The following is a 12069-nucleotide window of genomic DNA, read 5'->3' on the forward strand; positions in this document are numbered from 1 at the left end:
CTGAAAACCATTAAAGGGCAGACCTAGAATTAATCTAGTGATAAATCGGCCTTGAATCTTCTTTTTCATAGAAACGCCGATACAGCAATTCTAGTTGACCGCCATATTCTTGGATATAAGCGAGGTTGCGTTGGTATAAGCCATTGAATAGATTGGCAAACAATAATGTAAAAATTGCAACAACTAGGCCCATCACTGTCGAAACCAGAGCTTCACTAATCCCCCCTGTCACCTCAACCGTATTGGTTGTACCGACATCACCGATATTGAGGGCAGAAAAAGACTGCATCAGGCCAAGAATTGTCCCGAGTAGACCGAGTAATGGCGCCACAGCAATAATTGTTTCAAACAGAGTATTAAAGCGTTTTAGGGTGGGAATTTCTGCCTGGGTTGCACTTTCAAGGGCGAGGCGAAATTCTTCACTATTGGGATTTTCCAAGTCTAAAGCTTCGAGAAAAATACGGGCAATGGGTAAGTCTGCATTGCGCTTAAGAAATTTAATTGTATTGTCAGGGTCTTGACGATAGAGACCAAGGGCATCCCTAACGATCTGGCGTTGACGGCGGTGAAGACGCCACCAAAATATGGCTCGCTCAATGATGCAGGCAACGGCAGCAAGGGAAAACAGTAACAGGGGGTAGGCAACGATCCCACCCGCTGCAAAAAAACTAGTGATGTTCATGGGCTTTATGGGCAATGAAGTGTGAGAGTTATCTAGAGCATTATGCGCCACGCGGCTTCAAATAGCCAGTACTTAACTCAAAATAGTCGCAATAAAAGTAATTTGCTAAATTGCAAAAAGACAACCCAGAAGTGAGAGAATTATGCCTTAGGGTATGATAGCAAAAGCCCTAAAAAGCCTTTTATACAATAAATCCAGAGATTTTCTGGGCTTTTTCTTTAGTTACAACTGAAAATTTATATCAAATAAGGTCTTGACATTGTAGCTAAAAATCTTCTAGTGTTTTTTCTCTAACGCAATAGATTAGCAATAAGTGTGAGGGAAGTTCGTTGAAAGAGTTTAGACAAGGCCTTGGTGCCCTAGGGGTTGCCAGCAGTGTTGTATTGGTTACAGCGCAGGGGGCGATCGCCCAAACATCGATTAGTGAGATTGAGATCAGAGCCACATCGTCAGGGATCGAGATTTTGCTAAACAGTGACCAGGCGATCGCCCCGGTGGTAAACCAACGACTTGAGGGCAACCAGCTCATTTTAGAAATTGAAAATGCTCAACTGGCCGAGGGGAGCATTACGCCCGTTTTCACACCCCAGGCAGGGATAGAAGCGGTTAGCGTCAATCAAATATCGCCAGATCTGCTTGAAATCGTCCTCACTGGAGAAACAGCGGCGCCTTTTGCTAATGTCGTGTCCCAGCCATCTGGTTTACTCGTCCAGGTAACCCCCGATGATTTTGTTGAAAACTTAGAATTACTCGTCACTGCCACACGTACCGAAGCCGAAACTGCCGCCGTCCCTCGCTCTGTAACGGTTATTTCCCAAGCAGAAATTGCCCAGCAAGCAGATCTCGACCGGGACCTATCTAGTATTTTGGCGGAGCTTGTACCAGGACTGTCTACTGCCACGGAAACCAGTAGTGTTTTTGGGCAGACCCTCCGGGGCCGAAATGTTTCTGTCTTAATTGATGGAGTTCCCCAGAGCACAAACCGCAATGCCCAACGGGATTTCCGCAATATTGACCCCAGCGTCATTGAACGCATTGAAGTTGTCCGCGGCCCCAGTGCCATCTATGGGGATGGGGCCACCGGGGGGATTATCAATATCATCACCCGCCGGGGCGCTGCCACTGGTGTAGAATCGCGCAGTACCATCGGCTTCGATTTTTCGACCACTAATCCTGAAGATAGCTTTGGTTATTCTCTCCAGCATTCTGTTTCTGGCACAGAAGATAAGTTTGACTATGTGGCTGATTTTGCCATTTCTAAAACCGGGGGATTTTTTGATGCCGAAGGCGATCGCATTCCCCCTGATCCCCTCGGTCAAGGGGGCTTAGCAGACCTCAGAAGTATCAATCTCTTTGGGAAGCTGGGCTACAACATCGACGAGAATCAACGACTGCAGTTTAGCTTTAACTACTTTTCTGATCAGCAAGATTCTGATTTTGCTCTTTCTCGCACTCCCAGCGGCGACAAGGCAGAAGCTAGACCAGGCCTCGTTTTGCCCGATCAACCCGGTACCGAAAATACGGTGGTGAATTTGGCCTACAACAATGACGATTTGTTTGGGAGTAAATTAAATAGCCAAATATATTACCGTAACTATTCCACCCGCTTTTATCCCTTTGATGACGACTTTGGCACTTTTGGAGGGGAAGTGCTGCAATCGGAAGTCGAGTCCGAAAAAATTGGGGGCCGTTTAGATTTCAATACTCCTCTCGCATCAGGCGATCGCCTCAACTTACTCTGGGGTGTCGACTATGCCTATGAAAAATCATCCCAACCCGCTGATCTCTTCGACGAAGCGGTTTTTGAAGCCAGTGATGGCCTTGTTTTTGAGCCCATCGGCACAGGTTTTCTTTCGCCGCCCACAGAACAAAAAAACCTGGGTCTATTTGCCCAGTTAAATTGGAACGTCACTGACCAGCTCGTGCTCAATGGCGGGATTCGTCAAGAATTTATTGATGTCGATGTCGATGACTTCACCACCCTTGCAGGTGACGATGTTACCGGTGGCAAGCTGAATTACGATGCGACTCTTTTTAACATTGGCGCCGTATATGCCCTAAATGACAACATCAATGTCTTTGGTAATTTTGCCCAGGGTTTTTCGATCGCTGACGTTGCCCGTTCTCTGCGCACTTCCCCAGGCGGTAGCGTCGAAAACCTCAGTCCAGAAGCCCAACGGGTTGATAACTATGAACTGGGAATCCGAGGCAACTGGGGCAATATCCAAGCTTCCCTGGCTGGTTTCTATAGCTATTCAGATTTAGGCACAACCTTTGACAGTGCTTTCACGACAATTCGCGACCCCCAACGGATCTACGGGGTTGAAGCCGATCTACGGACTCAACTCAATGATCAGCTCGCCTTAGGGGGCACTTTTAGCTACATCGAAGGGGAACGGGATGCAGATCGCGATGGTGATTTTGAAAGTGGTTTACCCAGTTTTCAAATTCCCCCAGTGAAACTGACCGGATTTGTAGAATACGAACCGATCACAGGTTGGGAAAATCGTCTGCAATTGCTTTATTCAGCTGGTCGCGATCCCAAGGGAGATGGTTTCGGTCTTGGGGAAGTAGAAAGCTATCTGACGGCGGATTTTATTAGCAGCTATGACACTGGCGCTGGGAAAATCCAATTGGGCATTCAAAATCTGTTTAATACTCAATATTTTCCCGTGCTCGCTCAAGTTTACGGGGGTAGCCAGCAATATGCAGGCCAGGGCCGGACTATCAGCTTAAGCTACAGCTTAGATTGGTAAATTTTCGGGCGATCGCCTGATACTTTTAGTCAACAAATTGCTTTTGATAGGGATGGAGAGGAGGAGCTATTCTTCTTTTTTGTCCCATTTTTTAGATCTTAAATTATGAGAAAAACCATGAAAAATCAACATCAAAAATCAATTTTTCAGTTTCATACCTTAGGGATAATTCTCATTGCAATCACCTATTTAACTGGCTGTTTACCAACTGCCGAAAATCCCCCAATATCCTCCGATGTAGAATCAGTTAGCGGAGTTACTGACACAGAAACCCGCACCATTGAGCACGCCATGGGCACGACAGAAGTCTCAGCAACCCCCAAACGCATCGTGGTGCTGACCAACGAAGGGACAGACATGCTCATCGCCCTAGGGATCAAACCCGTGGGAGCAGTGAAGTCTTGGCAAGGAAATCCCTATTATGGCTATCTCAGTGCTGAATTAGAGGATGTTCCGGTAATTGGGGATGAATTTCAGCCAAATTTAGAAAATATTGTCGCCCTCAAGCCAGATCTCATTATTGGTTCTAAAGTGCGTCAAGAACAACTGTATTCTAAGCTCCAGGCGATCGCCCCGACTGTTTTTTCTGAGACCATCGGCGCCCCCTGGAAAGACAACCTCCGACTTTATGCCAAAGCCATCAACCGCGAAGCCGAAGCAGAAACCCTATTGGCACAATGGGATCAACGGGTAGCCAGTTTCAAAGAACAATTAGATAACGAACCACCGACCGTTTCCTTAGTTCGTTTTTTACCAGGGACGACTAGAATTTACTATGAGCAATCTTTTCCGGGGCAAATTGTCGCTGAAGTTGGCCTAAAAAGACCTCAAGTACAACAAAAAGATGGCTTTGTTGCGGAGATTGGTCTAGAAAGCATACAAGATCTAGAAGCCGATCATCTCTTTTATTTCACCCACAATGAAGGCGAAAATAAAGGAGATGATACCGCAGAAGAATGGCAAAATCATCCACTCTGGCAACGTCTTACTGTGGTTCAGAATAATCAAGTTTATCAAGTAGATGATGGTGAATGGACAAGCTCCAGTGGTATTTTGGCCGCCCATCAAGTTTTAGATGATTTATCTGCATATATCTTCGGGAGAGCGTCTAATTAAAAAATATAAGGTTTTATCCAAGCCCTGATAGCAGAAACTGCGTTTTTCTTTTCTCCTAAAATCCAGCTCTAAGCCATCGTCAATCGTTCTGTAAAAACAAGAAACATAACTGTTGGAATCTGCCGGGGAATTGTCACCCTGAAAACATCAATATGATGGCCTAGGCAATATCCCCCTAGACTCCGAGGGAGTTCACATGAGGCGATCGCCTTCATTTTTGCGATTCACCCTGGCTTAATTAAATTGCCTCATTCATCATGCGGATAACAAGCCTCCCCGGCATCAAACAGCTCTTGAAGTTGTTCCAGATGATCAGGATGCGTAAAAACAGGCCCACGCTCGTCATAGTAATCTTCAGTTCCCACAAAGCCTCCCGTAATATCGTGGGGCATTCCCCAGAGAGCCGTTTGTAAAAACACCTGTTGCGCCGGGGCAAGAGACAAATCCGCATGACTCCCATCCAGATTGTTTATGTCTTCAAATCGCTCTGAAACACCATAACCAGGAGCCCAAATATTATAAAAGCCCCTGACATTTTCCTGTCCAGGGGTTTCATTACGAAAATAGTGAATCATCCCCTTCGGAGAAAACAGAATTTCTCCCTGATTCTGGATCACAGAGCCAACTTTAACTGGATCAACATTAATTCCAGGAATTTGACCAACTTGTAGAGGATCTTGAGGTTCCTGGGAAGCATAAAGCCGCACAAGGGAAGACTCCGTAGAAAAAAACCATTCATCCGTGGCGAAATGAAAATGAGGCGGTGGTCCAGCATTAGGAGGTAAAATCGCTTCTGCTATTTGATACAAACCACAGGTATCTGCGGCAGTCCTGAGCATTACTAACACATCTTTTCCTGGGGTTTCAAAAGCTTTTGGATTTTTCAAAAATCTAGGCATTGTTAATTTTAGACCTGTGTCAGGAAATTCATAGACAATGCGCTCTTGTATTCCTCTTAGATTTGTCTCTGATGGGGTATAGAGATATTCCCTGGCTGAAGTTTCAGCAGTATTACTCGACTGAAAGATTAAAATCAAGCCAACAACAACAATAAGTAAGCCTAATAATTGAGTAATCCCCGAAAAGAACGATCTAGATAAATATCGAATATTTTTCATTGAAGTACTTGGGTAGCTTTAGAGAATAGAACTAATTGCAAAAAAATTGTCAACAATTGCTATTAGATGATGAAAGATTAACACTTTTGTGACTGATCAAATTAGATTCAATACTACAATAAACCTCTTAGAAAAGAGTGATGGTCATCACTCTTTTTAGATTTTTCAATTCACGTAACCTGAATTCACTAGCACTAAAGGCGATCGCCTGTTTTGAGGGTGCACACACTCAAAGATCTTTGCATGAACCATGAACAACGAATCATCAGATCAGATAAACAACAATCTGTACCTATCGTTTACGATCAGTGTCAAACATCGTTATCTAAAACCATTGCCACAAAATCTATGGTGAATTTCGACCGTGACAGTCGCCGTCAGTACGGTAACCTAGGGGCGATCGCCGCCGCTTTTATCACAAACGTCCTGGCCAACCTCAGACCCCTCGATGGCCTGACCATTGCTGAGATTTCCGACCAAAATTTTGGGGCAGTGCCCATTGTGCCCGCTGGGTACGCTTTCTCCATTTGGGGACTGATTTATCTCGGTCTTTTTTCCCTGGCCATTTACCAAACCCTCCCGAGCCAAAAGCAAAAGCCCCACGCCCGTAAACTCGGCTATGCGCTCACCTGGAGTAGTTTGGCGCAAATTCTCTGGGTGGTCGCCTTTCAATACCAGCGTTTTGTCCTCTCCCTGGGGTTAATTATTTTGGTGTTACTGCCCCTTGTGACCCTTTATCGACGTTTAGACAGCGGCCCCAAGCCCCTACCCAAAAAAGTGCAATGGTTTTTCCAGCGCCCTGTTGCCATTTACTGTGCTTGGATCACTGTGGCCACGGTTGTTAATGCTGCCTGTGTTTTAGATTTTTTAGGCTGGCAGGGTTGGGGCCTGGGGGCAACCTTTTGGACGGTGGTGCTGCTCATTGTTGGGATTTTGCTGGCCATTGTAGTCACCCTAAAGCACCGGGATATGGCCTATGGGGGCGTCTTCGTTTGGGCCTGGGTGGCGATCGCCCTGAAAAATCTCCCCCAAGGCATCACCATTCCCCTAGTGGCGATCGCGGCAGCGGTGGGTTTAACAGGCCTATGTATTGCGGTGGGCTGGTTTCCTGAACGCCTTTCAATTTATCCCGTGAGACCACCAGAAAAATAAAACGTGACTGTCTTGAAAAGAATGGGCTGCGTTTTGGGTGAATGGTTTTACAGTGGAGGGCGTTCAACTTTTTACAATTTACAAATTGCCCTATGACCACCATCCCTGGGGGAACTATCCGCCCCCATTGGTTTGTCCGTCGCGATCTTGATGGCTTTTTTGGCCTTGCACTGAATAATTTTGTCCAAATTCTGGTGATTGTTGGTCTGACCCAAGGGGTGCTGCAATTTCCGGCAGAACTGGTCTATGGCCGCATTTTGCCGGGGAGCGCCCTGAGTTTGATTGTCGGCAATGCCTATTACAGTTGGTTGGCCTACAAACAGGGTTGCGCAGAGCAGCGGGACGATATCACTGCTCTCCCCTACGGCATTAATACCGTGAGTCTATTTGCTTATATTTTTCTGGTGATGTTACCTGTCCGGCTCCAGGCGATCGCCAACGGCGCCAGTTCCGAACAAGCGGCAGAGCTCGCTTGGCAAGCGGGCATCGTTGCCTGTCTCGGATCCGGCATTATTGAGCTGGGAGGGGCTTGGGTGGCCGACTATTTGCGGCGATTTGCGCCACGGGCAGCACTCCTTTCCACCTTGGCAGGAATTGCCCTGAGCTTCATTTCCCTGGGGTTTATCCTCCGCACCTATGCCCACCCGGTGGTGGCTTTTTTACCCTTGGGCATTATTCTCCTCACCTACTACGGCAAGGTAAATTTTCCCGTGCCTGGGGGATTGCTGGCGATTATTTCGGGCACGATCCTCGCCTGGGGGACGGGCCTCCTCTCTTGGGATGGTGGTCAGCTTACTTCCGTGATTGCCCCGATTCAATTTTATATACCCAAACTATGGCTTGGCAGTCTCTGGGAAGCACGCACCGAGCTAATTTCCTACTTCAGTATCATTCTGCCCATGGGGCTTTTTAGCTTGATTGGTAGCCTCCAAAACCTCGAAAGTGCCGAAGCCGCAGGGGATAAGTTTCCAGCAACACCAGCCCTAGCTGTTGACGGGATTGGGACGCTGGTGGCCGCTTTTTTTGGCTCCTGCTTTCCAACGACAATCTACATTGGTCATCCTGGCTGGAAAGATATGGGGGCTCGTATTGGCTATTCTTGGCTTAATGGCTTGATTATGGGGATTTTTTGTCTCACGGGAACCATTGGTCTGCTGAATTACTTCATACCCGTGGACAGCAGCATGGCGATCGTCCTCTGGATTGGCATTGTGATCGTCACCCAGAGCTTTACGGCCACCCCTTTACACCACGCCCCAGCGGTGGTGATGGGCCTCTTGCCAGGGATTGCAGCTTGGGGAGCACTTATTGCCAAGAACACATTGCGCGCGGCGGGCCTTGGGAATCCAGATGCCCCCTTTAGTGAAGCGTTAATTCCCGGTTTTGAAGCCAGTGACACTTTTATTACGGGTGCTTTTGCCCTGGAACAAGGCTTGATTTTATCAGCGATGATCCTCGCGGCAATGACGGTGCACATCATTGAACAGGAATTTGGCAAGGCGGCCCTGTGGACTTTGGGGGCGGCGGTATTGTCTTGGTTGGGATTGATGCATGCCTACCGTTGGACACCCGGCGATACAGTTTTACAAATCGGCTGGGGCGCTGGATCGACCTGGGCCGCAGGCTATCTACTGTTAACGATCCTGCTGGTCTATGTGCAGTGGACCCACAAAAAACAACCCCAAGCAGAAACAGAAGAAGTTGAAATTTAGGCGATCGCCCTCGAAATTTTGATCTTGATTAAACCGGTCGCATAGGCCGGTTTTTTTGTGGAGCGCCTACAGGGAGATTCCTAGCCTAGTCAAGAGCCAAATACTCCCAAGTGGATATGCATATTTATGGGCTATGGCGATTTGTTCGGCGCCAATTTATGTTATGTTTTTTTAGTGGTTCACCCATCTCAAAACCACCATTTGCACCAAGACAAGTTAAGTATCGAGCCATATTCTCCGTATCGGAGTTGGCATTTAATCACTCGAGTCGACAGGACTCGTGTGTCTAAAACCAGCTTCAAACTAGGAGAGGTGACTAAATGTCTCTACTTAACCTGCAGTTCCGTACCATTGCTGCTCGTCTTCAGATTTTAGAAAACTCAAACCCAGACCTCGCCTTCCCTAAGGTTCGTCGTTTAGTGACAACTCATCTCCGACGGGAATTGATAAAGGCGATCGCCCAACGTCAGGACCCGGAAGATCCCCATACCCTCTGGGAGATTCTCAAAATTGATGCGGTGCTCTGCCTCGAAAACCGCCAGGGCGACAAAATCCGGGTTGGCATCTGTCTCGTATCGAACGAATATCAAGCTTACAAAACCCTCAAAACTGCCAACCAAGCCGCCTACTTCCAAGTGCGACGACAGCTCGCCATTCAATGCTACTGGGTGCTGTGTCTCGACCCTAAAAAATTTCCCAATCAAGGACGGTGGACTGATCTTCTCTACTGGGAAATTGACCGCCAGGGCGAGGCTGACCACAGCCGTCTAATTTTCCTGTAGAACTACGGGGGGAGAGAATTCTGCCTCTCTCCCGGCAATATCCAGACCAGGATCAACGCCGGAGACGTTTCTGGAGATATTCACAGGTCCACCCTCGTTCCACCAAAACTTGCCAAGAAACAAAGTGCTGGCCATCCCGCACAAAATAATCGCCATCTTTCTCTTCGTAGTAGCCTAGTCTGCCGATTTTACGCATCGCCTCAAACCAGAAAAAGAAATTGGACTGATGATTTGTGTGTTGATTCTCCAAAGCATTGCGCACCGCATACACAAAGAAACCCGCTGGATTTTTCACATAGTGATCCCGTCGATAGCGTTGGTAAGCGGCGATCGCCCCTTCGATAATTTCTGCTGCTGTGGTTTTTACCAAACGCACCAACGCCGGATTCAGACGAATGCCCAAACTATCCACCAGATCAAGTTGTTCCTTTGCCTTTTGGTTAACAACTTTAATCGGTTGCTCTCTTTCTTCCTCTTCCATTTGTTGTGCTTGGTCTATGGGCCTATCTGCCGGGGCAATGCACTGGTGCTCTGGCTCAGGCGACTGTGGTGGCCTTTCAAGAACTCTATCTCCAAAATCTGGGATAGGATCAGGCTTTTTGATTGTTTTTTCTACACTTTGCCTGGGAATTATAGATTCTTTGGGTACTGATTTATGAGTTATCTCAGTTACTTCATTACGGTTCTTGGAAAGTTTTGTATTTTTGGTGACTTGTTCGATCTCAGAAAACTTTTCCAGAATACCGGTGACTTTGTCTTGAAAAAAAGAATTTTTAAGATCAGCAGCAGAACAAAATGTATTTGTTGTTTCTCTATTTTCTATATAAGTATCAACGACAGCATCAGGGTTTGCGGGTCGTTTTTGGGAAGTTTTGTTCTCAATCTGGAAAGTTTTATTCTCAGGTTGAGAAGTTTTGTTCCCAGCGCGATGGGCGGCGAGCTTATAGATTTTGCTGTTGTATTGCCGCTCAATTTCGACGAGGCCGAGGTGGGTGAGCTCGTCGATCGCCTGGCGTACCCACTTAAAGCAATAGGCTTTTTTCCGGAAAGTGCCAGTCCAGGTGCGGAAATCTTCGAGGTCTGCTTCAAAAAGTTTGCCGGCGGGTCGTTGCCGTAGAAGCCAGTGATAGAGAGTACTTGCGCAGCGGCTCACTTGGGCGAGGAGGCGATCGCTGTCGGCGGTAATCATTGCAAATGCAGTCATTTTCAAATTTCTCCTTGTAGGGGCTTGGAGAAACCGCCAAAAAACTGCTACAATAAACCTATCAAGAACCGGCGAAAGTTCTTTTTTGTGTTTTTTGGCGGTCTTAGGAAGAGCAAATGAGAGTTGCTACCTCTCTATTTTCCTAATTCTCCTGGTTTGTTTTCACGATTCTACAGGATCTTACCTGGTAAAGGAAAGTAAACTGAAGAATTGTTTCTAAACCCCCCAGCGGCCCAATAGTAAGCCCAGCCTAGTCATAGGCGGTCATACTGAGCCCTGGGGGGTTTAGTATTTTTGTCATAAAAATAAACATTTCAAGATTTTTGCGGTTCTTAGAGTGCATTTTAGTTGCCTTGGAAAATATCCAGGGATACTAAAGTCCCCCTTGGGAAAGTTGAGGGGGATGTCAGTATTTGTTTGAAATGAAGGTTGATTAAGCCCCATGGCTGGCGGCGCTGCTGGATTGGGCGAGATAAATCCCGGTCAAAACTACAGCAAACCCAATCCAAGTGTTCACGCCTAGGGCTTCGGCAAAGATCATCCAGGCCAAAAGGGCACTGATAATCGGTTCGAGCAACAAAAAGAGAGAGACAAAACTCGAAGAAAGTTTGTCCATACAGGCGGCAATTAACCGCTGACCAAACCCTTCGCAGAGGATGCCTAAGCCGAGAACAGCAAAAATGGCGAGCTTACTGGTAGGAAAAAATTGATCTTCGGTGAAGAATACCAAGGGCACGAGTAATAGGCTGCCAACGCCACAGCGCCACAGCAGGATTGTTGTCGCATCGAAGGTGTTGCGCAGTTGTTCCACCATGAGGAAATAAGTACCGAGAAAAACCGCTGACAAAATTGCGTAGAAATCACCAATCAGCAGGCCACCGCCACCATTGAGGTCTTCAAAGCCGAGGGCCATGGCTCCCCCCAGGGCGATCGCCATGCCGATGAGAAACTGTTTATCAAATTTTTTGCCAAAGATCAGCCAGCTGCCCAAACTGGTGAAAATTGGGGTCAGGTTATTTAACAGCATACATTTGGCGACAGTGGTGTATTGCAGGGAAATGGCCCATAAGCTCAGGGAAATCACTGAAATCAAGCCTACCCCAAGGAGCAGTAACCACTGGGCTTGAGTCGTCTCTGGGGCGGCTTCAGGAACGGGATTTGCTTCTGGGATTGCTGGGGTGCGAGTCAGAAATTTTCCTAGGCCGAATACCAGAAAAAAAATAAACATCCGGTTAAAAACTGTGGCATTGGCTCCCAGCTCGGTTTCACTGAAGCGAATAAAAATGGGGGCAAAAGAAATGGCGCAGACGGCTAGGGTCAGGGTGGCGATCGCCAAAACCGTAGAGCGGTCCCCTTGGGGTCGGGAGAGATTAACAGCCATGGAATATTTGGAAAAAATCTGGAGAATAAGCCTTTCCACCTTGCCCCAGGACTAACCTGGTAACTGTGCTGGCGATTACATTTAGATTAAAGTCGTTTTTCGGGCTATTTTTGAACAATTTTTATGATCTGTGGGCTTTTTCCAATGACGATAGAATTTTTTATTA

Annotated in this window: 9 protein-coding genes; 5 read left to right on the top strand and 4 right to left on the bottom strand. The window is 47.1% G+C overall.

All coding sequences use genetic code 11. From position 1 onward, the window contains the following. Positions 1 to 34 precede the first annotated feature (34 nt). Complete coding sequence (locus ACZ45B_RS13775) at positions 35 to 682, bottom strand: MotA/TolQ/ExbB proton channel family protein (RefSeq protein WP_024546871.1); 648 nt, start codon at positions 680 to 682, stop codon at positions 35 to 37. A 329-nt stretch (positions 683 to 1011) separates the two neighbouring features. On the opposite strand from ACZ45B_RS13775, the gene ACZ45B_RS13780 reads away from it, so the two are divergent. Further along, positions 1012 to 3438 (top strand): TonB-dependent receptor domain-containing protein, encoded by a 2427-nt coding sequence (locus ACZ45B_RS13780; RefSeq protein ID WP_464675033.1) that lies wholly within the window; start codon positions 1012 to 1014, stop codon positions 3436 to 3438. Positions 3439 to 3555: 117 nt separating this feature from the next. Further along, on the top strand, positions 3556 to 4554 hold the full coding sequence (locus ACZ45B_RS13785) for an ABC transporter substrate-binding protein (protein ID WP_024546872.1): 999 nt from the start codon (positions 3556 to 3558) through the stop codon (positions 4552 to 4554). A 248-nt stretch (positions 4555 to 4802) separates the two neighbouring features. Here ACZ45B_RS13785 and ACZ45B_RS13790 read toward each other — a convergent pair whose 3' ends face one another. Next, complete coding sequence (locus ACZ45B_RS13790) at positions 4803 to 5672, bottom strand: cupin domain-containing protein (protein WP_024546873.1); 870 nt, start codon at positions 5670 to 5672, stop codon at positions 4803 to 4805. Positions 5673 to 6020: 348 nt separating this feature from the next. Here ACZ45B_RS13790 and ACZ45B_RS13795 point away from each other — a divergent pair, with 348 nt between their 5' ends. The 3 genes from ACZ45B_RS13795 to ACZ45B_RS13805 all read left to right on the top strand — a co-directional run bounded on the left by ACZ45B_RS13795 (position 6021) and on the right by ACZ45B_RS13805 (position 9318). Next, positions 6021 to 6824 carry a tryptophan-rich sensory protein gene (locus tag ACZ45B_RS13795; protein WP_038027996.1) on the top strand — a complete coding sequence of 268 codons (804 nt, stop codon included), beginning with the start codon at positions 6021 to 6023 and terminating at the stop codon, positions 6822 to 6824. Positions 6825 to 6916: 92 nt separating this feature from the next. Beyond that, a complete protein-coding gene (locus tag ACZ45B_RS13800; RefSeq protein WP_024546875.1) occupies positions 6917 to 8536 on the top strand; it encodes an NCS2 family permease in 1620 nt (539 codons plus the stop codon). Positions 8537 to 8856: 320 nt separating this feature from the next. Further along, on the top strand, positions 8857 to 9318 hold the full coding sequence (locus tag ACZ45B_RS13805) for a hypothetical protein (RefSeq protein WP_024546876.1): 462 nt from the start codon (positions 8857 to 8859) through the stop codon (positions 9316 to 9318). A 52-nt stretch (positions 9319 to 9370) separates the two neighbouring features. On the opposite strand, the gene ACZ45B_RS13810 is transcribed toward ACZ45B_RS13805, so the two are convergent. Continuing rightward, positions 9371 to 10522, bottom strand: coding sequence for a hypothetical protein (locus ACZ45B_RS13810; RefSeq protein WP_038027991.1), 1152 nt, complete (start codon positions 10520 to 10522; stop codon positions 9371 to 9373). Between the two features lie 433 nt (positions 10523 to 10955). Beyond that, positions 10956 to 11903 carry a DMT family transporter gene (locus ACZ45B_RS13815; RefSeq protein ID WP_464675034.1) on the bottom strand — a complete coding sequence of 316 codons (948 nt, stop codon included), beginning with the start codon at positions 11901 to 11903 and terminating at the stop codon, positions 10956 to 10958. Between the last annotated feature and the right edge of the window lie 166 nt (positions 11904 to 12069).

The organism is Picosynechococcus sp. NKBG15041c (genome assembly GCF_055380235.1).

Coding starts and splice junctions, on each gene's coding strand:
- ACZ45B_RS13775 (WP_024546871.1), bottom strand. CDS start 682: ATGAACATCACTAGTTTTTTTGCAGCGGGTGGGATCGTTGCCTACCCC.
- ACZ45B_RS13785 (WP_024546872.1), top strand. CDS start 3,556: ATGAAAAATCAACATCAAAAATCAATTTTTCAGTTTCATACCTTAGGG.
- ACZ45B_RS13790 (WP_024546873.1), bottom strand. CDS start 5,672: ATGAAAAATATTCGATATTTATCTAGATCGTTCTTTTCGGGGATTACT.
- ACZ45B_RS13795 (WP_038027996.1), top strand. CDS start 6,021: ATGGTGAATTTCGACCGTGACAGTCGCCGTCAGTACGGTAACCTAGGG.
- ACZ45B_RS13800 (WP_024546875.1), top strand. CDS start 6,917: ATGACCACCATCCCTGGGGGAACTATCCGCCCCCATTGGTTTGTCCGT.
- ACZ45B_RS13805 (WP_024546876.1), top strand. CDS start 8,857: ATGTCTCTACTTAACCTGCAGTTCCGTACCATTGCTGCTCGTCTTCAG.
- ACZ45B_RS13810 (WP_038027991.1), bottom strand. CDS start 10,522: ATGACTGCATTTGCAATGATTACCGCCGACAGCGATCGCCTCCTCGCC.
- ACZ45B_RS13815 (WP_464675034.1), bottom strand. CDS start 11,903: ATGGCTGTTAATCTCTCCCGACCCCAAGGGGACCGCTCTACGGTTTTG.